The 23,322-nt window shown below is 35.6% G+C and carries 21 protein-coding genes and 1 other annotated feature; all 21 genes read left to right on the top strand.

Translation table 11 applies throughout. The features are described 5' to 3' along the window. Positions 1-47 precede the first annotated feature (47 nt). The 21 genes from SMSK597_RS10480 (at position 48) to SMSK597_RS10395 (ending at position 22,737) form a co-directional block, all read left to right on the top strand. Positions 48-947, top strand: a complete 900-nt coding sequence (locus tag SMSK597_RS10480) for a CPBP family intramembrane glutamic endopeptidase (RefSeq protein WP_000066798.1) — start codon at positions 48-50, stop codon at positions 945-947. After that, entirely contained in the window at positions 931-1,218 is a 288-nt protein-coding gene (locus tag SMSK597_RS0103020; protein ID WP_000006510.1) for an autorepressor SdpR family transcription factor, read from the top strand. The genes SMSK597_RS10480 and SMSK597_RS0103020 overlap by 17 nt, the downstream gene beginning before the upstream one ends. Continuing rightward, positions 1,199-1,840 (top strand): SdpI family protein, encoded by a 642-nt coding sequence (locus SMSK597_RS10475; RefSeq protein ID WP_000694120.1) that lies wholly within the window; start codon positions 1,199-1,201, stop codon positions 1,838-1,840. The genes SMSK597_RS0103020 and SMSK597_RS10475 overlap by 20 nt, the downstream gene beginning before the upstream one ends. Positions 1,841-1,966: 126 nt before the next feature. Beyond that, entirely contained in the window at positions 1,967-2,422 is a 456-nt protein-coding gene (locus SMSK597_RS10470) for a DUF3290 family protein (RefSeq protein WP_000675342.1), read from the top strand. Further along, positions 2,419-3,054 carry a DUF421 domain-containing protein gene (locus SMSK597_RS10465; RefSeq protein ID WP_000174437.1) on the top strand — a complete coding sequence of 212 codons (636 nt, stop codon included), beginning with the start codon at positions 2,419-2,421 and terminating at the stop codon, positions 3,052-3,054. The genes SMSK597_RS10470 and SMSK597_RS10465 overlap by 4 nt, the downstream gene beginning before the upstream one ends. Before the next feature lie 54 nt (positions 3,055-3,108). Continuing rightward, complete coding sequence (locus SMSK597_RS10460) at positions 3,109-4,854, top strand: ABC transporter ATP-binding protein (protein WP_000022589.1); 1,746 nt, start codon at positions 3,109-3,111, stop codon at positions 4,852-4,854. Next, positions 4,844-6,586 carry an ABC transporter ATP-binding protein gene (locus tag SMSK597_RS0103015; protein WP_001180165.1) on the top strand — a complete coding sequence of 581 codons (1,743 nt, stop codon included), beginning with the start codon at positions 4,844-4,846 and terminating at the stop codon, positions 6,584-6,586. The genes SMSK597_RS10460 and SMSK597_RS0103015 overlap by 11 nt, the downstream gene beginning before the upstream one ends. Before the next feature lie 183 nt (positions 6,587-6,769). Next, on the top strand, positions 6,770-7,462 hold the full coding sequence (locus SMSK597_RS10455) for a sugar transferase (RefSeq protein ID WP_000922214.1): 693 nt from the start codon (positions 6,770-6,772) through the stop codon (positions 7,460-7,462). Between the two features lie 42 nt (positions 7,463-7,504). Then, positions 7,505-8,731, top strand: coding sequence for a DegT/DnrJ/EryC1/StrS family aminotransferase (locus SMSK597_RS10450; RefSeq protein WP_001134535.1), 1,227 nt, complete (start codon positions 7,505-7,507; stop codon positions 8,729-8,731). Between the two features lie 920 nt (positions 8,732-9,651). Beyond that, on the top strand, positions 9,652-11,760 hold the full coding sequence (locus tag SMSK597_RS10445) for a glycosyl hydrolase family 28-related protein (RefSeq protein WP_000834723.1): 2,109 nt from the start codon (positions 9,652-9,654) through the stop codon (positions 11,758-11,760). After that, on the top strand, positions 11,744-12,490 hold the full coding sequence (locus tag SMSK597_RS13030; protein ID WP_000239035.1) for a protein phosphatase 2C domain-containing protein: 747 nt from the start codon (positions 11,744-11,746) through the stop codon (positions 12,488-12,490). The genes SMSK597_RS10445 and SMSK597_RS13030 overlap by 17 nt, the downstream gene beginning before the upstream one ends. Before the next feature lie 57 nt (positions 12,491-12,547). Then, complete coding sequence (locus SMSK597_RS10440; RefSeq protein ID WP_000945323.1) at positions 12,548-13,189, top strand: phosphate signaling complex PhoU family protein; 642 nt, start codon at positions 12,548-12,550, stop codon at positions 13,187-13,189. A gap of 12 nt (positions 13,190-13,201) precedes the next feature. Further along, positions 13,202-14,677, top strand: a complete 1,476-nt coding sequence (gene galT / locus SMSK597_RS10435; RefSeq protein WP_000848807.1) for a UDP-glucose--hexose-1-phosphate uridylyltransferase — start codon at positions 13,202-13,204, stop codon at positions 14,675-14,677. Between the two features lie 12 nt (positions 14,678-14,689). Then, entirely contained in the window at positions 14,690-15,700 is a 1,011-nt protein-coding gene (gene galE, locus SMSK597_RS10430) for a UDP-glucose 4-epimerase GalE (RefSeq protein WP_000996560.1), read from the top strand. A 183-nt stretch (positions 15,701-15,883) separates the two neighbouring features. Then, entirely contained in the window at positions 15,884-16,543 is a 660-nt protein-coding gene (locus SMSK597_RS10425; RefSeq protein WP_000793804.1) for a DUF1868 domain-containing protein, read from the top strand. Positions 16,544-16,567: 24 nt separating this feature from the next. Further along, positions 16,568-17,635 (top strand): extracellular solute-binding protein, encoded by a 1,068-nt coding sequence (locus SMSK597_RS10420; RefSeq protein WP_000738379.1) that lies wholly within the window; start codon positions 16,568-16,570, stop codon positions 17,633-17,635. 102 nt (positions 17,636-17,737) lie between these two features. Then, positions 17,738-18,748 (top strand): ABC transporter ATP-binding protein, encoded by a 1,011-nt coding sequence (locus SMSK597_RS10415; protein ID WP_000589134.1) that lies wholly within the window; start codon positions 17,738-17,740, stop codon positions 18,746-18,748. Positions 18,749-18,759: 11 nt separating this feature from the next. Further along, a complete protein-coding gene (locus tag SMSK597_RS10410; protein WP_001216168.1) occupies positions 18,760-20,451 on the top strand; it encodes an ABC transporter permease in 1,692 nt (563 codons plus the stop codon). A gap of 2 nt (positions 20,452-20,453) precedes the next feature. Continuing rightward, positions 20,454-21,164, top strand: a complete 711-nt coding sequence (locus tag SMSK597_RS10405) for an MgtC/SapB family protein (RefSeq protein WP_001149046.1) — start codon at positions 20,454-20,456, stop codon at positions 21,162-21,164. Between the two features lie 95 nt (positions 21,165-21,259). Then, the gene (locus SMSK597_RS10400; protein ID WP_000656281.1) at positions 21,260-21,628 is read left to right on the top strand and encodes a hypothetical protein; all 369 of its coding nucleotides are present in this window, start codon (positions 21,260-21,262) and stop codon (positions 21,626-21,628) included. 107 nt (positions 21,629-21,735) lie between these two features. Continuing rightward, positions 21,736-22,737, top strand: a complete 1,002-nt coding sequence (locus SMSK597_RS10395; RefSeq protein WP_000789952.1) for a LacI family DNA-binding transcriptional regulator — start codon at positions 21,736-21,738, stop codon at positions 22,735-22,737. 220 nt (positions 22,738-22,957) lie between these two features. Continuing rightward, positions 22,958-23,182 (top strand) — a binding site (T-box leader). Positions 23,183-23,322: the final 140 nt, after the last annotated feature.

Here is a 23,322-nt window from a genome sequence, read left to right as displayed (position 1 = left end):
ATAATGTTATTTAGAAAAACATCTAAATAGAAAGTGAAGTTACATATATGTCAAATAAGAGAACAATCCTTCTTTTTGTGGTCTTGGCTTATGTCCTTGCTTGGATAATATGGTTGGCACTATGGATAGGTGGTGTTGGTCTAAATTCTCCATGGAGTCAACTTGCTAGTATTGTAGCCATGTGGATGCCTGCGCTTGCAGTCTTTCTCTTAGGGAAAATAACGAATCAACCTAGTGGAATCAAATCTAAATTAGCCGTGAATTTCAAGAGGAACTGGCGCTTTTACTTACTAGCTATCTGGTTACCAGCAGTTATCAGTTTTTTAGGAGCAGGACTTTATTTTCTTGTATTCCCTAGCAATTTCAGCCTTGGTTTTGAATCTATTCAAGCCATCTTACAAGCAAAAGGTGTCTCTCAATCAGCCATTCCCTTATCTTTCTTGGCCTTGATTCAAATCTTAGCTAGTTTGACCTACGCTCCTTTTCTTAATAGTTTCTTTGCATTGGGGGAGGAAATTGGTTGGCGTGGCTATCTTTACCCAGCTCTAAGAGGACGCTTTTCAATAGTCCAGACTCATGTCTTGCTTGGTCTCATTTGGAGTCTTTGGCATCTACCAATCAATTTGCAAGGCTATAATTATGGACTATCTTATTTTGCTTATCCTGTTTTGGGAGTTGTCGCCATGTTTCTATTTTGTTTTAGCGTAGGAATATTGTTGAGCTGGTTGTTGGAAAAGACAGGTTCTATCTGGGCTTCTGCCCTATTTCATGGGGCAATCAATGCAACTGCAGGTCTTGGTTTACTCTTTCAATTACCAGGAGAAAAAATTTCAAGCCTCTTGATTTTAGGCCCATCACCGACAGGAATGCTATCAGTTCTACCTTGCTTAGTCCTAGCCCTACTAATATTACAAAGGGAAAGGAGTCATTATGAGTTTTGCAAATAGTTTTAAAGCCTTATCTCATCCAGTTAGGAGAGAGATTTTAAATTTACTCAAAGCAGGTAGATTATCTGCAGGAGAAATTGCCAGTCAATTCGAGTTGACTAGTGCAACTATTTCACATCATCTCACGATTTTGAAAGCAGCGGATTTGATTCATGAAATGAAAGAAAAAAACTTTATTTATTATGAGTTAAACACATCGGTTTTAGAGGATATAATGGTTTGGTTAGCAGATCTGAAAGGAGATCATTTTGATGAAGATAAAAATCAATAAGAAATTGGTATTATTTACGAGCATTCTCATCCTACTACCTTCCCTTGTAGGTTGTGTTTTCTGGAATCAATTACCAGAGGAGATACCCACTCATTTTAATCTACTGGGTCAAGCAGATGGCTACAATCATAAAATGTCTGCTATCTTTGGATTACCTACTCTCATGCTTTTGATGCATTGGTTGCTTCTATTTTTAATGATTAAGGATCCTAAATCTAGCAATATCAGTTCAAAAATACAACTTTTGATTTACTGGATTATTCCTTTTGTATCTTGTCTATTAATGATTTCTATCTTCGGAGAATCTTTGGGTTATTCCATGATGAGTGGGCTACTAGCTCAGATTTTTATGGGAGTCATGATGATCATAATTGGAAATTATCTACCAAAAACACACCGAAATTATATAGTCGGTATTCGACTACCGTGGACCTTGGAGAATGATGGAAACTGGAGAAAAACGCATCGCCTAGCTGGAAAAATTTGGGTATTAGGAGGATTGTTATTGTTTCTAAATTCCTTTGTGCAACTATATGTTTACTGGGTATTCTTCTTGACACTTTTCTTTGTAGTGATAATTCCTAGTGTCTATTCTTATCAATTATCAAAATCAGAATCTTGAAATAGCTACTGGAGTCATTAGTTTGAGAAGTTGGTCTGATATGTCTATTTCCCCAACGTATGGTTTGAAAAATCACCCTCTTTCGTTTATAATAAAGAATGATTTTATGAAAGGGAGTGAAAATAAATGAAATTTTACTCATATGACTATGTACTTAGCCAAATCAGTCAGCAAAATGGAATGATGATTGGCTTTGGGATTGTGCTCCTAGCTATCACAGGATTTTTTGCTTTTAAGGCTTATCGAGATAAAAAGGGGACTAAGTTTCGGGAATTGGTCATGATTTTGGCCCTGACTTTAGTGGCCCTGCTTTTGGTGACAATTTCAAAATACCAGACCAATCAAGCCTCTAACAATCAATTTCAAACCTCCCTTCATTTTATAGAGGTCGTTTCTAAAGATTTGGGAGTGGATAAATCAGAAGTTTATGTCAATACTTCTGCAACCACTGATGGAGCGCTTGTCAAGGTAGGTTCAAATTTCTACCGCGCTATGAATGGGAGCCAACCAGACAAGTATCTTTTAGAGAAACTAGAATTGCATCAAACAGACGCTATTGAATTGGTGGAGGTAAACAAATGACACTCAACTATATAGAAATTTTAATCAAACTGGCCTTGGGTCTCTTCTCGCTGGTTTTTGTTATCAATGTGACAGGAAAGGGGAACCTGGCACCTAACTCTGCGACAGACCAAATTCAGAACTATGTTCTTGGTGGTATCATCGGTGGGGTGATTTACAATAGTTCTATCAGCATTCTCCAGTATGCAGTGATTTTGATGATGTGGACGATTTTGGTATTGACCCTAAAGTGGCTCAATAACAATGTTCATTTTGTCAAACGCTTGATTGATGGAAAACCAACTCTCCTTATCAAAAATGGGCAGATTGACCCAGAAGCCTGTCGTTCAGTTGGTTTGTCTGCGGCAGAAGTTGCTCTCAAACTTCGTAGCCAAGGAATTTTCCAGATGAAGCAAGTTAAACGAGCTGTGCAGGAGCAAAATGGCCAACTCATCGTGGTCCAAATGGGAGATGAAAATCCTAAGTATCCAGTTGTGACTGACGGTGTGATCCAAGTAGATGTTTTGGAGTCGATTGGTCGTAGCGAAGAGTGGCTGCTTGATAACCTCAACAAGCAAGGACATGACAATGTAGCTAATATCTTTATCGCTGAGTATGACAAGGGTGCCGTTACAGTCGTAACCTATGAATAAGAAAAACCTGGGGTCTTGGCCTCAGGTTTCTATTTGCAATCAGAAAGGGATGTTATGTCCATTATTCAAAAACTTTGGTGGTTTTTCAAGTTAGAAAAACGCCGTTATTTAGTCGGGATTGTGGCTCTGGTCTTGGTTTCCGTCCTCAACCTCATTCCCCCCATGGTTATGGGGAGGGTCATTGATGCCATCACATCGGGGCAATTAACCCAGCAGGACCTCCTTCTTGCCCTATTTTACTTGCTTCTTGCAGCCTTTGGGATGTACTATCTGCGCTATGTTTGGCGTATGTATATCCTCGGTACTTCCTACCGTTTGGGACAGATTATGCGCTCTCGCTTGTTTGAGCATTTCACAAAAATGTCTCCAGCTTTTTATCAAACCTACCGGACGGGGGACCTGATGGCACACGCAACCAATGATATCAGTGCCTTAACCCGTCTCGCAGGGGGAGGGGTTATGTCAGCGGTGGATGCCTCAATCACAGCTTTAGTGACCTTGTTGACCATGCTTTTTAGCATTTCATGGCAGATGACCCTAGTTGCCATTTTACCCTTACCTTTCATGGCTTATGCGACCAGTCGTCTAGGGAGAAAGACCCATAAGGCCTTTAGCGAATCGCAAACCGCTTTTTCCGAACTCAATAACAAGGTACAGGAGTCCGTATCAGGTATCAAAGTGACCAAGTCTTTCGGTTACCAGGCGGATGAGCTCAAGTCCTTTCAGGAAGTCAATGAATTGACCTTCCAAAAGAACCTACAAACTATGAAATACGATAGTCTCTTTGACCCTATGGTTCTCTTGTTTGTTGGTTCATCCTATGTGTTAACCCTCTTGGTCGGCTCCTTGATGGTTCAGAAAGGGCAAATCACGGTTGGGAATCTAGTTACCTTTATCAGCTACTTGGATATGCTGGTTTGGCCTCTTATGGCTATTGGTTTCCTCTTTAATATTACTCAGCGAGGGAAGGTTTCTTATCAGCGGATTGAGGAACTTTTGTCTCAGGAATCACCTGTACAAGACCCTGAGTTTCCTTTAGATGGAATTGAAAACGGGCGCTTGCAGTATGCCATTGATAGCTTTGCATTTGAAAATGATGAAACACTAACGGATATTCATTTTAGTCTGGAAAAAGCGCAAACACTGGGCTTGGTTGGTCAGACAGGCTCTGGAAAAACGTCCTTGATCAAGCTTCTCTTGCGTGAATATGATGTGGATAAGGGTGCTATTTACCTAAACGGTCATAATATTCGTGACTATCGTCTGACAGACCTTCGCAGTCTTATGGGCTATGTTCCTCAGGACCAGTTTCTCTTTGCGACTTCAATCTTAGACAATATCCGCTTTGGGAATCCTGATTTACCACTTTCAGCGGTCGAGGAAGCGACCAAGCTAGCCCAAGTTTACCAAGACATTGTAGCCATGCCTCAGGGATTTGATACGTTGATTGGTGAAAAGGGAGTCAGTCTTTCTGGAGGTCAAAAGCAGCGTCTGGCCATGAGTCGGGCTATGATTTTAGACCCTGATATCTTGATTTTGGATGATTCTTTGTCGGCCGTGGATGCCAAGACAGAGTATGCCATTATCGACAACCTCAAGGAGACGCGAAAGGACAAGACAACCATTATTACGGCTCATCGCCTGAGTGCAGTTGTCCATGCAGATCTAATCTTGGTTCTGCAAAATGGTCAAATTATTGAACAGGGCACACACGAAGACCTGCTAGCTATGGATGGCTGGTATGCCCAAACCTACCAGTCTCAGCAGCTGGAAATGAAAGGAGAAGAAGATGCAGAATAAACAAGAACAATGGACTGTATTGAAGCGCTTGATGTCTTATCTCAAGCCTTACGGCCTCCTGACCTTTTTGGCACTCAGTTTTCTCCTAGCGACTACGGTCATTAAAAGCGTCATTCCCCTTGTGGCTTCCCACTTTATTGACCAGTATCTCAGCAATCTTAACCAACTCGCTGTGACGGTTTTGCTGGCCTACTATGGCCTTTATATCCTACAAACTCTGGTCCAGTATGTCGGCAATCTTCTCTTTGCGCGTGTGTCCTATAGTATTGTTAGGGATATTCGTCGCGATGCCTTTGCCAATATGGAAAAGCTGGGCATGTCTTATTTTGACAAGACGCCAGCAGGCTCGATTGTCTCTCGTTTGACCAATGACACCGAGACTATCAGTGATATGTTTTCGGGGATTTTGTCCAGCTTTATCTCAGCAGTTTTCATCTTTCTGACAACTCTTTATACCATGTTGGTGTTGGATTTTCGTTTGACAGCTTTAGTCCTGCTCTTTCTCCCCTTGATTTTCCTTTTGGTCAATCTCTATCGAAAAAAATCTGTCAAGATTATCGAGAAAACCAGAAGTCTCTTGTCTGATATCAATAGTAAGCTGGCTGAAAACATCGAGGGAATCAGAATTATCCAGGCCTTTAATCAAGAGAAGCGTCTGCAGGTGGAATTTGATGAGATCAACCAAGAACACTTGGTCTTTGCCAACCGTTCTGTAGCCTTGGATGCCCTCTTTTTGCGTCCTGCCATGAGTTTGCTGAAACTCTTAGGTTATGCTGTCTTGATGGCCTATTTTGGCTACCGTGGACTTTATCTGGGAATAACGGCCGGGACCATGTATGCCTTTATCCAGTACATAAACCGCCTCTTTGATCCCTTGATTGAGGTGACGCAAAACTTTTCAACCCTTCAAACGTCCATGATTTCTGCAGGCCGTGTCTTTGCCTTAATCGATGAGAGGACCTATGAGCCACTTCAAGAAGATGGGAAGGCTAAAGTCAAAGAAGGCAATATCCGTTTTGAACATGTGTGCTTCTCATATGATGGCAAACATCCGATTCTGGATGATATTTCCTTCTCCGTTAATAAGGGTGAGACCATTGCCTTTGTGGGGTATACAGGTTCTGGGAAATCGTCTATTATCAATGTCCTCATGCGCTTTTATGAATTCCAGTCAGGGAGAGTTCTCTTGGATGATGTGGATATCAGGAACTACAGTCAGGAAGAGTTGAAAAAGAACATCGGGCTGGTCTTGCAGGAACCCTTCCTCTGTCACGGGACCATTAAGTCCAATATCGCCATGTACCAAGAAATCAGTGATGACCAGGTCCAGGCTGCAGCAGCCTTCGTGGATGCAGATTCCTTTATTCAAGAACTTCCTCAGGGTTATGATTCCCCTGTTTCTGAGCGTGGTTTGAGCTTCTCTACTGGTCAGCGTCAGCTTCTTGCCTTTGCCAGAACAGTCGCCAGTCAGCCTAAAATTCTGATTTTGGATGAAGCGACAGCCAATATTGACTCTGAAACAGAAAGTTTGGTTCAAGCTTCTCTGGCTAAGATGAGACAGGGACGGACAACCATTGCCATCGCTCACCGTCTTTCTACTATCCAAGATGCCAATTGTATCTATGTTTTGGACAAGGGGCACATCATCGAGAGTGGAACCCATGAGGAACTCTTGGCTCTGGGAGGAACCTATCACAAGATGTATAGCTTGCAGGCGGGTGCTATGTCTTAATACTCTTTGAAAATCTATTCAAGTCAGGTCAGCTTTATCTGCAACCTAAAAGCTGTACTTTGATTTTCATTGAGTGTAAGAAGGAAATCCTTCAAATTACAGATTTCTTTCACCGCCTTTTCCATTTTGTGGTATAATGAAAAATGTTGACAAATAGTATAATAAAAACAAAGGAGAAACAGCATGCTGAAATGGGAAGACTTGCCCGTGGAAATGAAATCAAGCGAGGTTGAGTCTTACTACCAGCTTGTCTCTAAAAGGAAGGGTTCGCTGATTTTCAAGCGTTGCTTGGACTGGGTTCTAGCCGTAGTCTTGCTGATTCTGACCTCTCCCATCTTTCTCATTTTGAGCATTTGGATCAAGTTGGATAGCAAGGGGCCAGTTATTTACAAGCAAGAGCGCGTGACCCAGTACAACCGTCGGTTCAAGATTTGGAAGTTCCGTACCATGGTGACGGATGCGGACAAAAAAGGAAGTCTAGTGACTTCTGCTAACGACAGCCGCATCACCAAGGTTGGCAATTTCATCCGCCGTGTCCGTTTGGACGAACTGCCTCAGCTGGTCAATGTCCTGAAAGGCGAAATGTCCTTTGTAGGGACGCGTCCGGAAGTGCCACGTTATACAGAGCAGTATAACCCTGAAATGATGGCGACCTTGCTCTTGCCAGCAGGGATTACCTCTCCAGCCAGCATCAACTACAAGGATGAGGACACTATTATCAGTCAAATGACCGAAAAAGGCCTGTCAGTTGACCAAGCCTATGTGGAGCATGTTCTTCCTGAAAAGATGCGCTATAACCTCGCCTATCTCCGAGAGTTTAGTTTTCTTGGAGACATCAAAATCATGTTTCAAACCGTGTTTGAAGTACTAAAATAAAGTAGTCATGAGAAAATGAGTACAAATAAAAGGAGCAAATCAATGCCAAATTACAATATTCCATTTTCACCACCCGATATTACGGAAGCAGAAATTGCTGAAGTAGCAGACACTCTGCGTTCTGGTTGGATTACAACAGGTCCTAAGACAAAAGAACTGGAGCGTCGCTTGTCTCAATACACACAGACGCCTAAGACTGTCTGCCTCAACTCTGCGACAGCCGCTCTGGAGTTAATTTTGCGTGTGCTTGAAGTGGGATATGGTGATGAAGTCATCGTTCCAGCCATGACTTATACAGCTTCATGTAGTGTCATCACTCACGTAGGAGCAACCCCTGTCATGGTGGATATCCAAGCAGATACGTTTGAGATGGATTATGACTTACTGGAGCAAGCCATTACTGAAAAGACTAAGGTGATTATTCCGGTTGAACTTGCAGGGATTGTTTGCGACTATGACCGTTTGTTCCAAGTTGTGGAAAAGAAACGTGACCTCTTTACTTCTTCAAGCAAGTGGCAAAAAGCTTTTAACCGTATTGTGATTGTCTCTGATAGTGCCCATGCTTTGGGATCAACTTATAAAGGGCAACCTGCTGGTTCTATCGCGGACTTTACTTCCTTCTCATTCCACGCCGTTAAGAACTTTACAACGGCAGAAGGTGGAAGTGCCACTTGGAAGGCCAATCCAGCGATTGATGACGAAGAAATGTACAAGGAATTCCAAATTCTTTCCCTTCACGGACAAACCAAGGATGCTCTTGCTAAGATGCAACTGGGCTCATGGGAATACGATATCGTAACACCAGCCTACAAGTGCAATATGACTGATATCATGGCATCGCTTGGTTTGGTACAATTGGACCGCTATCCAAGTTTGTTGCAACGTCGTAAGGACATCGTGGACCGCTATGATCGTGGTTTTGCAGGTTCTCGTATCCATCCATTGGCACACAAGACTGATACTGTCGAATCTTCACGCCATCTCTACATCACTCATGTAGAAGGAGCGAGTTTAGAAGAACGTAATCTCATCATCCAAGAATTGGCTAAAGCAGGAATTGCAAGTAATGTCCACTACAAACCGCTTCCGCTCTTGACAGCCTATAAGAATCTTGGCTTTGATATGGCGAATTATCCCAAGGCCTATGCCTTCTTTGAAAATGAAATTACGCTCCCTCTTCATACTAAACTAAGCGATGAAGAAGTGGACTATATCATTGAGACTTTCAAAACAGTTTCTGAAAAAGTGCTAACTTCATCAAAAAAATGACAAACTACAGTCAAGTAATAGTGATTCTGTTTCTAAAAAGTCTAATTGAGTGTAAAACTGTTGTTTTCAATTGAAAGTCCTATAGTAAAATGAAATAAAAACAGGACAAATCAATCAGGATAGTCAAATTAATTTCTAGCAATATTTTAGAAGCAAAGGTGTACTCTTATAGTTTCAATATACTGTATGGTTTGAAATGAGATGTGAGCAATTTGGTGTAGCATTTAGAATTTTTATTAGGCATCATTTAGAAAATGTAGTGTCTTGTTCTAGTTTTCAATTCACCCTATTTTTTGAAAGACGCGAGTTTCCACGATGAGGTTGTGGAAACTCGCGTCTTTCTTTTTTGTTTTCAGAATATTGTTCAAAGTTTTGAGACTATTTTTCATGTTCTAGTCATTCTTTTGAAATAATCTATAAAACACGTGTCTACAATGATTTATATGTCCTATTCCAGTATTTTAGAAGAACTGCGTCTATTTTTATAGAGCTTGAATCTAGCTTTTATAGAAAATCTATTTAAGAAATATATTGTATTGTTTTGATTTCAATCCGCTATATGAACGATATTCATGTAAATATACCTGGCGAATGCTTGCATGACAAGATATTTGTTCTTGTATTTATAAATTAGTATTTTACAAGATGTCAACATGCTTTAAATACAGTGAATAGGATATTTTTATGTTCAAGCTAAGAAAGATAGTAATCACTTTTGAATGGAAGGTTAAAGAATTATTAGAAGTATGGTTAGATATATAAATGGTCACGCTTTCACAATTTTGATATTTTATTGTGTTATTCCTTGACAATTTTGATTTAAAAATATATTATAAAGAAAATGACAGCGGTGTCATTTTCTGGTATGGAATTTATATGAATATTAAATTAGGACATAATATTTTTAATTGGAGGCTAATATGAAATCTTTTCAAGAAAATGAGGTTTTCTCTATTCGTAAGTCTAAGGTGGGAGTTTGCTCAGTTCTCTTAGCGGTTTTATTTATTGGAACACAAAGTGTTTTAGCTAATGAAGTAGTTGGTGAAACTTCTTCGTCTAAAGATAATATGCAAATGAACTCTTTGTTGAGTAGCACATCTACATCATTATCTGCGCAACCCCATTCTGATACTCTCAGTCTTGATAACAATTCAAGTTTAAGTACTGATAATAATGGAGGAGTGAGTATTAATCAAAATAAACCTGATATAACAAATGATACTATGATGGGTAACATCTCTGGGATGGAAGTGAATACTATTTTAAGTACTAATCTGAACGAACACGTAGCTTTGAATGTTAAAGATTATGGAGCAATAGGTGACGGGGTTAATGATGATCGACAAGCAATTCAAGATGCAATAGATGCTGCAGCTCAAGGGCTAGGTGGAGGAAATGTATATTTTCCGGAAGGAACTTATTTAGTAAAAGAAATTGTTTTTTTAAAAAGTCATACACACTTAGAATTGAATGAGAAAGCTACCATTCTAAATGGTATAAATATTAAGAATCACCCTTCTATTGTTTTTATGACAGGTTTATTTACGGATGATGGTGCGCAAGTAGAATGGGGCCCAACAGAAGATATTAGTTATTCTGGTGGTACTATTGATATGAACGGTGCTTTGAATGAAGAAGGAACTAAAGCAAAAAATCTACCACTTATAAATTCTTCAGGTGCATTTGCTATTGGGAATTCAAATAACGTAACTATAAAAAATGTAACATTCAAGGATAGTTATCAAGGGCATGCTATTCAAATTGCAGGTTCGAAAAATGTATTAGTTGATAATTCTCGTTTTCTTGGGCAAGCCTTACCCAAAACGATGAAGGATGGGCAAATCATAAGTAAGGAGAGCATTCAGATTGAACCATTAACTAGAAAAGGTTTTCCTTATGCCTTGAATGATGATGGGAAAAAATCTGAAAATGTGACTATTCAAAATTCCTATTTTGGTAAAAGTGATAAATCTGGAGAATTAGTAACAGCAATTGGTACACACTATCAAACATTGTCGACACAGAACCCCTCTAATATTAAAATTTTAAATAATCATTTTGATAACATGATGTATTCTGGTGTACGTTTTACAGGATTTACTGATATTTTAATTAAAGGAAATAGATTTGATAAGAAAGTAAAAGGAGAAAGTGTACATTATAGAGAAAATGGTGCAGCCTTAATAAATGCTTTTAGTTATAAAAATGTAAAAGATGAACTTGATTTAAATAAGAAAGTCGTTATTACTGAAAATACATTTTATATTTCTGATCCTAAAACAAAGGCTATTAGAGTAGCAAAAGATAGTGCAGAATATTTAGGAAAAGTATCAGATATTACTGTAACAAAAAATGTAATTAATAATAATTCTAAGGAAACAGAACAACCAAATATTGAATTATTACGAGTTAGTGATAATTTAGTAGTGTCAGAGAATAGTATATTCGGTGGTAAAGAAGGAATTGTTATTGAGGATTCAAAGGGTAAAATAACCGTTTTAAATAACCAATTTTATAATTTATCCGGTAAGTATATATCATTCATCAAATCTAATGCAAATGGGAAAGAACCTGTTATACGTGATAGCGATGGTAATTTCAATATTGTAACGGAGAATGGGCTTTACAAAATTGTAACAAATAATTTAAGTGATAAAAACGAAAAAGAAAAAAACAAAGAGGAAAAATTTAAAACAAGTTCATATGTGCATGAAAAACAATCTAATTCAAATAATGTAATTGATAGTAACCAGAAGAACGGAGAGTTTAACTCAAGTAAAGATAATAGACAAATGAATGACAAGATCGACAATAAACAAGATAATAAGACAGAAGAAGTGAACCATAAAATAGTTGGAGATGGAAGAGAAACTGAAAATCATATTAATAAATCTAAAGAAATAGTAGATGTAAAACAAAAATTACCAAAGACTGGTTCGAACAAGATTATGGAACTATTCTTAACAGTGACAGGAATTAGTTTACTTTTGACACTAAAAGGGTTGAAGTATTATGGTAAAGATAAATAAAATTTGTTCAATACAAGGAAGTTCCGTAGAAAATGAGGATACTGTAGGTTCACAAAATCAGTATTTTTGGATTATCGATGGAGCTACAGATTTATATAATTCTAAAGAGGAGATGGGTTATTCAGTCTCAGAAGTTGTACATATTTTATCAGAAAGTTTGTCGGTTAATTGTAAAGAATCAAAAACTCTTAAACAAATATTTGAAACTGCTTTACTCGAGGTTAAAGATGAAATCGGTTTAAACTCATATGAATTAACAGAGTATTATCGCTTACCAACATTTGCTTTTATATTTGCTAAACTTTCAGAAAAAAAGTTGGAGTATATGATGCTAGGTGACTGCGTCATGCTAGTAAACGAAATGGAAATAACTGATCATAGAGTAGATAACTTATTTGAAAAAGGAAAAAATGAGATAAAAGATTCAATTGGTACAAATAGTGCTTTAAATAAAAAAATTATTTTACAAAAAATCAGAAAATTATCTAATCAACCGAGTGGGTACTGGATAGGTTCGTTGGATGAGAGATTTTTAGACCATGCTATTATTAATCAAATAGATGTTACTAGTGAACAAATTGTTTTAATGAGCGATGGCTTTTATGAATTCTATCAAAATAATCAAAATAAGACTTTTGAAGAGTTAATTAAGATGAGATTTAATTCTTCTGCTATTGATCCAATCTATGGAAAGAAGGATGATGCAAGTATTCTAGTTATTGATGTTTGATATATTGTTTAAAATATTAATTGTTACTATTGAACTTTGTTAAGAAGAGGTACCTAAATGTTAAGGTTATATTTAGAAAATGAAATTATAGAATTATCAAATAATTTAGAGACCATTTGGGTATCTGTGCTTGATAAATACGAGAAGTTATTTGAATATTTATCAAATGAAGAACGAATAGAATTGATTAAAGAAGATTTAATCATAAATGAGTCAGTTCTAAATGTTGATAAAAAAGGATATGAGTTAATTTGTTTACAACATCCCGTTTCATATGACTTAAGAAGAATTATTAGTGTAATAAAAATATCAACTGACATTGAACGTATTGGGGATAGAATTGTTGAAATTTTAAAAAATCTACAGATTATTCAAAATAATGAAATTTTGAAGAAAATTATTTCAGAAATAAAAATACTTCATGAAGTTATCGGACTGCATATGAATAGGGCTATATCTTGTTATAGAGAGGAACAATTTGGATGTTTAGATATGGTTGTTATACAAAAACAGAATGAGATAGAAGAGCTTAGTATAAATATTGAAAAGAAAATAATGAATTACATATTTGAAGATGATGGGAATGTTTCTGAAGTAATTGGTGCTTTAGATATTATTCATCACCTTGATAAAATTGCTCATACTACGCAATCAATTTATAAATGGATAATGTATAGAAAATATGGGAACATAAATTAGAAAGAAAAATATATGAAAACAATTATTGATAATTTTGTTGATAGAGTAATTGAATACGGAATGTATAATGAAATTGACAAAATATATGTGAAAAATAGGGTACTAGCGTTAATAGGTGAGGAGGGAACTGATCGCATTTCCGATGAAAATGACCTGAAACAAATAAAAGATTACTTAGTGGAAATCGCCTTAAAAAACGGTAAAATTAAAGATTTAATTGAGGAAAAGGAATGTTTAGGAGCAGAGTTAATGAATTTCATAGTTCCTTTACCTAGTCGATTAAATGATATTTTTTGGAGTTCATATGATATATCACCTCAAGAAGCAGTTGAAGAGTTTTATAAGTTAAGTAAAGATAGTGATTATATTAAAACTTCTGCTATTGCTAAGAATATTGAGTTTCGAGCATCAACTAAATACGGAGAGCTAGAGATTACGATAAATTTGTCAAAACCCGAAAAAGATCCAAAAACAATTGCTGCTGAAAAATTAGTAAAAGCCACTAATTATCCCAAATGTTTACTATGTATGGAAAATGAAGGATATCAGGGGCGAATAAATTATCCAGCACGTTCGAATCATAGAATTATTCGGATGAAACTTGGTGACGAAGTATGGGGATTCCAGTATTCTCCTTACTCATACTTTAATGAGCATGCGATATTTTTGAATAGTCAACATGTACCAATGGCTATTACCTCTAAAACATTTGAACAATTATTGGAGATTGTTGATATTTTGCCAGGATATTTTGCTGGTTCAAATTCTGATCTTCCTATCTCAGGAGGCTCCATTCTTAGTCATAACCACTACCAGGGAGGGAAACATATTTTCCCAATGGAAAAAGCAAAATTTGAGAGTGAATTTCGTTTTAAAGACTTTGAGGATGTTAATGCTGGTATTGTAAAATGGCCAATGTCAGTAATTAGGTTACAAAGTGAAAATAAAAATCGCTTGTTAGATTTAGCTACTAAAATTCTAAATAAGTGGAGAGAATACTCAGATTTAGAAGTAGACATCATTGCTATGACTGAAGATGTCCCACACCATACGGTGACTCCTATTGCTCGTAAAGTGGACGGGAGATATGAATTAGATATTGTTCTAAGAGATAATCATACTACTGAACAATACCCAGATGGTGTTTTCCATCCTCATCAAGATGTACAACATATTAAAAAGGAAAATATCGGATTAATCGAAGTGATGGGACTTGCGATATTACCACCTCGTTTGAAACCAGAGTTAGAAGAAGTTGGAAAATATCTTTTAGGAGAGGAAAACGCAATTGCGGATTATCATTTAGAATGGGCTGACCAATTGAAAGAAAAATATCCTCGCATTAATAAAGAAGAGGTTAATAGCGTAGTTCAACACGAAGCAGGACAAGTGTTTGCGAGAGTTCTGGAAGATGCAGGAGTTTATAAGAATACACCGTCTGGGCATGAAGCGTTTATGAGATTTGTTAAGTCGGTTGGAATTAATTAGGAGGAAACCCAAATGGCAATATTGGTAACAGGCGGAGCTGGTTATATTGGTAGCCATACCGTAGTAGAATTACTAAATTTAGGAAAGGAAGTCATCATTGTCGACAACCTTTCGAACTCTAGCATCTTGGTGCTAGACCGTATTGAAGCAATTACAGGAATACGTCCCGTGTTTTACGAATTAGATGTTTGTGATAAACAAGCATTGAGAAAGGTATTTGAACAAGAATCGATTGATGCTGCAATTCATTTTGCAGGTTATAAAGCTGTCGGAGAATCCGTGCAAAAGCCTGTGATGTACTACAAAAATAATATTATGAGTACATTGGCACTTGTTGAAGTGATGTCAGAATTTAATGTTAAAAAGATTGTCTTTTCTTCAAGTGCGACTGTATATGGAATTAACAATCAGTCACCTCTAATTGAGACTATGCAAACAAGTGCGACAAATCCTTATGGGTATACGAAAGTGATGCTTGAGCAAATTTTAAAAGATGTTCATGTGGCAGATTCAGAATGGAGTATTGCGTTGCTTCGTTATTTCAATCCAATTGGTGCTCATGAGTCTGGTTTGATTGGGGAAGATCCCTCAGGAATTCCTAACAACTTGATGCCCTATATTGCACAAGTAGCGGTAGGTAAGCTGTCAGAACTAAGTGTGTTCGGAAATGATTATGATACGCTTGACGGTACTGGTGTGCGCGATTATATCCATGTAGTAGATTTAGCAATAGGACATATAAAAGCTTTAGAAAAAGTATCTGAAAAAACAGATGTTTATATCTATAACCTAGGCTCGGGAGAAGGAACTAGTGTATTACAACTAGTAAATACATTTGAAAGTGTTAATAAGATCCCTATTCCTTATAAAATAGTTCCAAGACGTTCAGGAGACGTTGCAACTTGTTATGCAAATGCAGACAAAGCATATAAGGAATTAAATTGGAGGACAACAAAATCGATTGAAGACATGTGTAGAGATACATGGAATTGGCAATCAAAAAATCCCAATGGCTATAATTGATGATACTGTCTATATGAGTGCTGTATTTTGGAAAAATTACTTAACCTTTTAATGAAATGCATATTTAATGAAAGATAAATTTTTTTAAAAAATTTTTGAAAGCGCTTGACAAAGTAAACGGTTTCGTTATATAATATAAGCATGGGTGACACCGGTGTCAAATATAAAAAAGAGGGTCTTTATATGAAAAACCTAACAAAAATTAAGTTCAAAGAAAATGGAGAATTTAATCATTTTCCAGGAAATACTGTTGTAGCAAATCTTTATACTAAACAAGATTTGATGGAAGTTGTTGATATTATTCAATCACGTTATAGAGAATTACCATTTATCGATAAGTTTACTTTAACTCCAAGGAATTCTATTCACATGACTGTAATTGAATTGTTGTGCCATGAAAATCGTGAAACGGAGTTTTGGAGCAGTAATCTTCCTCTAGATACACCTTTACAGGAAATACATGATTACTTTGCTAAACAACTTGACATATTTCCATTGTTGGACGAAGAAATTCATATGCGTGTAACTGAAATGGGGAAACAAAACATACTAGTTGAACCTGCAGATGAAGCTTCTGCAAAGAGATTAGAAGAAATTCGTACTTATGTCTCAGAAAAAGCAGGTGTTCGTTTCCCTAATCATGATAGATATCAATTCCATATTTCAATTGGGTATCTTCGGATTCCTCTAACCGAAGAGGAGGAAGAAGAGTTTACTAAAGTCAGAGCAGAATTAACTGAAATCTTATTAGAGAAGATTCCAACTATTACTGTAAACCGAATTGACTATACTGTATTTGAAGATATGAGACAATTTGTTCCATATTACGAAAAATTTAAATAAAATAATAAAAAAGGAGAACTTATCATGAAAAAAATGAAAGTTTGGTCTACTGTACTTGCAACGGGAGTTGCTCTTACTACACTTGCTGCTTGCTCTGGCGGTTCAAATTCTACGACTGCTTCTTCATCTGAAGAAAAAGCTGATAAAAGTCAAGAATTAGTAATCTATTCGAACTCAGTCTCAAATGGTCGTGGTGATTGGTTAACTGCTAAAGCAAAAGAAGCTGGTTTTAATATAAAAATGGTTGATATCCCTGGCGCTCAATTAGCAGACCGTGTTATTGCCGAGAAGAATAATGCAGTTGCAGATATGGTATTTGGAATTGGTGCTGTTGATTCAAATAAAATTAGAGATCAAAAATTACTAGTACAGTACAAGCCTAAATGGTTAGATAAAATTGATCAATCTTTATCAGATAAAGATAATTATTATAATCCTGTGATTGTTCAACCATTAGTTTTAATTGGAGCGCCTGATGTAAAAGAAATGCCTAAAGATTGGACTGAATTAGGTAGTAAATATAAAGGTAAATATTCAATTTCTGGGCTCTCAGGTGGAACAGGACGGGCAATTCTAGCAAGTATCTTAGTTCGATACCTTGATGATAAAGGTGAATTAGGTGTTTCTGAAAAAGGTTGGGAAGCAGCAAAAGAATATTTGAAAAATGCATACACTCTTCAAAAGGGAGAAAGTTCAATTGTTAAGATGTTAGACAAAGAAGATCCAATACAATATGGAATGATGTGGGGTTCTGGTGCATTAGTTGGACAAAAAGAACAAAATGTTGTTTTCAAAGTTATGACTCCTGAGATCGGTGTACCATTTGTAACTGAACAAACTATGGTTTTAAGCACTAGTAAAAAACAAGCGTTAGCTAAAGAATTTATTGATTGGTTTGGTCAATCAGAAATTCAAGTAGAATATAGTAAGAACTTTGGATCTATTCCTGCAAATAAAGATGCCCTCAAAGATCTACCAGAAGATACAAAGAAATTTGTTGATCAAGTGAAACCACAAAATATTGACTGGGAAGCTGTTGGAAAGCATTTGGATGAATGGGTAGAAAAAGCTGAATTAGAATACGTACAATAAGAAATAAGAGTTAATTTTTATGTCCAAGTCTCTCTATTATTTCTAAATTTATGGAAGAAATAAAGAGAGGCTTTTGGTTTAGTAATAGAGGGAGTTAGTGAGATGATTAAATTTGATAATATTCAAATTAAATATGGTGATTTTGTTGCAATTGATAATCTGAATTTAGATATACATGAAGGGGAATTTTTTACATTTCTTGGGCCTTCAGGATGTGGTAAATCAACTACTTTGAGAGCATTGGTAGGTTTTCTAGATCCATCATCAGGAAGTATTGAAGTTAATGGAACAGATGTCACTCATTTGGAACCTGAAAAGCGTGGAATTGGTATTGTATTTCAATCTTATGCGCTATTTCCAACTATGACTGTTTTTGATAATATTGCATTTGGTTTAAAAGTTAAGAAGGTAGCTCCAGATGTTATTAAAGCAAAAGTATCAGCAGTAGCAGCAAAAATTAAGATCTCTGATCAACAGTTACAGCGTAATGTATCAGAATTATCTGGGGGTCAACAACAAAGGGTAGCATTGGCTCGTGCTCTGGTTCTTGAACCTAAAATTCTTTGTCTAGATGAACCATTGTCAAACCTTGACGCAAAATTACGTGTAGATTTGAGAAAAGAGTTGAAAAGACTTCAAAAAGAGTTAGGTATTACTACTTTATATGTTACTCATGATCAAGAGGAAGCCTTGACTTTATCTGATAGAATTGCAGTCTTTAACAATGGATTCATCGAACAGGTTGGTACACCAGTAGAAATTTATCATAATTCTCAAACTGAATTTGTATGTGATTTTATTGGAGATATTAATGTTTTGACCGATGAAACAGTCCACGAAGTATTACTGAAAAATGCAAGCGTTTTCTTAGAAGATAAAAAAGGATACATTCGATTAGAGAAAGTTCGATTCAATCGTGAAACTGAACAAGATTTCATTCTAAAAGGGACAATTATTGATGTTGAGTTTTCTGGAGTTACAATTCACTATACAATAAAAGTTTCTGAAAGTCAGATTCTTAATGTAACAAGTATTGATAGTCAGGCTGCTATTAGATCTGTCGGAGAAAGTGTGGAATTATTTATCACACCATCAGACGTTCTGCAATTTTAAGGAGGTGCAGTATGCGTCATAAATTAAATTTAAAAGATTGGCTTATTCGTTTAGGGTTAATCTGGTTCTTAGTAACATTTATTATTTATCCAAACTTTGATCTAGTAGTGAATGTATTTGTAAAAGGAGGAGAATTTTCCCTTGATGCTGTACATCGTGTTCTAAAATCTCAAAGGGCACTTCAGAGTATTATGAACAGTTTTAAGTTGGCATTTTCACTCATTATTACAGTTAATATCGTAGGTATTCTTTGTGTTCTATTTACAGAATACTTTGATATTAAAGGTGCTAAAATTTTAAAATTAGGTTATATGACCTCTTTAATTTATGGAGGAGTGGTTTTAGCGACTGGATATAAATTTGTCTATGGTCCTTATGGATTGATTACAAAATTTTTACAAAATATTATACCTTCTTTAGACCCTAACTGGTTTATTGGGTATGGTGCAGTCTTATTCATTATGACATTTTCAGGAACTGCTAATCATACATTGTTTTTAACAAATACAATTCGAAGCGTTGACTATCACACTATTGAGGCTGCTCGAAATATGGGAGCAAAACCATTTACTGTTTTCCGAAAAGTAGTGTTACCAACCTTAATTCCAACTCTATTTGCACTTACTATCATGGTTTTTCTTAGTGGTTTATCTGCAGTAGCAGCACCCATGATTGTTGGTGGTAAAGAATTTCAAACTATAAATCCAATGATTATTACATTTGCAGGGATGGGGAATTCTCGTGATTTAGCTGCCCTACTTGCAATTATTTTAGGTATTGCAACTACAATTTTGCTTACTATCATGAATAAGATAGAAAAAGGTGGAAATTATATTTCTATCTCTAAGACTAAAGCGCCTCTTAAAAAACAAAAAATTGCGTCTAAGCCTTGGAATATCATTGCTCACATTGTAGCATATGGATTGTTCACAGTTTTCATGCTTCCACTAATTTTTATAGTATTATACTCATTTACAGATCCAGTTGCAATTCAAACAGGTAACTTAACATTATCAAACTTTACTTTAGAAAATTATCGCTTATTCTTTAGTAATAGTGCGGCATTCTCTCCATTCTTGGTCAGCTTTATTTATTCTATTATCGCTGCGACAACAGCAACAATTCTAGCAGTTGTATTTGCTCGTGTTGTCAGAAAACATAAAGCTCGCTTTGATTTCTTATTTGAATATGGTGCTCTACTTCCTTGGTTACTACCAAGTACACTTTTAGCAGTAAGTTTATTATTTACTTTTAATCAGCCACAATTTCTTGTCTTGAATCAGATTTTGGTAGGTAGTTTGGTAATTCTACTTATTGCATATATAGTTGTAAAAATCCCATTTTCTTATAGAATGGTACGTGCTATTTTATTTAGTGTTGATGATGAGATGGAAGATGCAGCAAGAAGTATGGGTGCTTCACCTTTTTATACTATGATGAAGGTTATCATTCCATTTATTTTACCGGTTGTTCTCTCTGTTATTGCTTTAAACTTTAACTCTTTATTAACTGACTTCGACTTATCTGTATTTCTTTACCATCCATTAGCTCAACCGCTGGGTATAACTATTCGTTCAGCAGGTGATGAAACAGCAACTTCAAATGCTCAAGCACTTGTGTTCGTTTATACTATTGTATTAATGATAATTTCTGGTTCTGTATTATACTTTACTCAGAGACCAGCTAGTAGAAAAAGGAAATAATAATGCAGGCAACAAGCTTAGGACTATCATATATCGAAATTGTATTAAGAATTGTACTTTCATTAGTTATTGGTGGTGTAATTGGTTTAGAGAGAGGAAGTAAATCTCAACCAGCAGGTATTCGTACACATAGTATTGTTTGTCTGGCTGCATGTTTAATTATGATGACTAATGAGTATGTATCTTATAAATTTGGTACAGGAGATCCTACACGCTTAGGTGCGCAAGTTATATCAGGTGTTGGTTTTCTTGGGGCTGGAACAATACTTATTACAGATAAAAAGAAAATAACTGGTTTAACAACTGCAGCCGGAATATGGGCTTCAGCTGGAATCGGTCTAGCTATAGGTGTTGGTTTTTATGAAGGAGCCGTACTAGGAGCAGTTTCTGTTTGGAGTGTTATAACTATGTTCCAACCTTTAAAAAAATATCTTCAAAGTCGTTCAAAGATAATCGAATTGTATATCGTTGTTAGATCTACAGAGGCATATAATCGAGTACTAGTATACTGTGCTGAGAATGGCATTAGAATGACTGATTCTAGAACTGCATTTGGAGATGTTAATTCAGAAAGAATTGAATATTTTGATGTTCCAGAAAAAAAAATAGCATCATTTATTACTCTAGAACTATCAGGAAGATTTGAACATCTTCGTTTGATGGAAGAAATTGCTAATATTGTAGGTGTTATTTATGTCGAAGAAATTAGCTGAAATTTAGTAAACAAAGGGACAGATGTTTTTGTCCTTTTGTTTTTTAGATGTTTTAATCATCTAATTTTTGAGTAGATTTTTGCTCAGAGGTTTTTATGAAAGATTATAAATTTTATTTTGATTTAGGTAAAATAGAATATTTTGATAATAATTGTTTGATACAAGTATACAAATTTATTTCTTTTTATGATATTTGTGAAATGGTGTTTGCCTTTCATTTACCTCCTGATGAGTTGATAACAAATGTTATTTTTAAAGAAAAAATTAACTCTATGTTAGAATGTTACATTGACAGGCTATTATATGTTTTTATAAATCCTACAAATTTTACTGAAAAAGTTAATCTAGAATTTTATGGTAGTTTTTTCTCATATGAATTTATTTGTCGTGAAGTTGGAAACATTCTTAAAAATAAAGGTGTGAAATGCAATTTAAACTTTTTTGAAGGGGAAGAATATTTGTAAAATTAATTTTGTGGATTTGTTGATCTTAAATAATTTACTAAATTCTCTTGTTAAAAAAAATTAAATATTGTATAGTAATATTAGAATGTTCGTAATGGAGGACTGAAATGAAAAATATAAATGGGAAAAAGGTAACTATTTATGATATTGCACGTTTATCAGGTTTTTCTCCAAAAACAGTTTCACGAGTTATTAATGGTGGAGTAAATGTTAAAGAAGAAACTTATCAAGCGATTCAAAAAGTTATAGAAGAATTGTCGTATATTCCAAATGCGTATGCAAGAAATTTAACTAAAAAAGAAGCTATAAATATATTGATTTCTGTAAAAAAAATCGACTCTTTTCCTTTAATTTGGTTCCAAACTTTATTAGATAAAGTTTTACAAACTTGTAAAGAGTATGGTGTTAACGCTATTGTTGAATATTTTAGTGAAGAGGATACAATTAGTAATTCAATAATCTCGAGTACAGGAAGTTTGATAGATGGTGTAATAGTATTTTATGAAAGTAAAGAAGATATTCGGATTAATTACTTACAAAAGAATAAAATTCCATTCATAGTTTTTGGAGAATCTAGAACACCTAATGTTGTGTATGTTTCTAACAACAATTTTCAGGCCACTTATGACATGATGAAATTAGTATCAAAAGAAAACATTAATAGTATGTGGTTACTTATGGGAGGAGAATCCCTTGTTAATATTGATCGAGAGAGAGGGGTTCGTGCTTTTTTAAATGATAATAACTATGAAATGGATTTGAAAGTAGTATATGGTCTAACTACAATAGATTCGGTTTATTCATATGCTACAAGACATCTATCTAATCAAAATTATCCTGATTTGATTTTTGTATCCGGTGATGAAAAAGTACAGGGATTGATTCGTTCTTGCTATGAGAAGGAAATTACCATTCCTGATGATATTTCAATAATCGGATTTGACAATATTCCAATTTCTCAATATTATACTCCAGCTTTATCTACAATTTCTCCTAATTATGTTAAATTAGCTCAAGAAATGATTGAAGGGGTATTAGCAATTATAAAGGGGGAAAGTGTCACATCTGTTGAAGTTTCTACTAAACTTGTTAGGAGACAGAGTTTCTAGTATTGTTTAATTCTTGAAAATCCTAATGGAAAAGATGGAGTGTTCTAAAGTAAGTTCTGTTTAGCATCTATTCAGTTTCTATTGAGTTGGATCCAATTTCTAACAAGTGGGACATTTTCACGTTCGATTTACTAAAGACATTATCACATTCGAATCACACATCTTTCAAAAAAATCGTAAAAAAGTCTTGACAAAGAAAAAACAAAGTATTAAAATAAGTTCAACAAATCAGAAAAGTAACTATTTTTGATCTTCAGGGAGCCTGTGGTGATTGTGAACAGGTGGTTGGAAGTAGTGAAAGTGGGCTGATTTTAAAAATGAATTTGAAACAATGAAAATTCGGTGCGCACACCTTACAGTGCAACTTGTTGTTAGACAAGGTAGAGATGTAAAGGGGATAGTCCCTTTATAATTGAGGTGGCACCGCGTTACCAACGCCCTCACACGGAAGTATATTCTGTGTGTGGGCTTTTTTCTATCCGTCGTTTTGTTTATCTTTTATTAGGGCGTTAAGTCGCTTTGATGAACTTGAGTTCTATCTACAGCTCCTTGCCTACTACTAAAAGCAAACAAAAAGGCCGGATT

It is taken from the genome of Streptococcus mitis SK597 (assembly GCF_000148545.1).
In the GTDB taxonomy this organism is placed as follows: domain Bacteria; phylum Bacillota; class Bacilli; order Lactobacillales; family Streptococcaceae; genus Streptococcus; species Streptococcus mitis_C.
The sequence above is the reverse complement of the archived record's forward strand: the minus strand, read 5'-3'. Positions and strand labels throughout refer to the sequence as shown.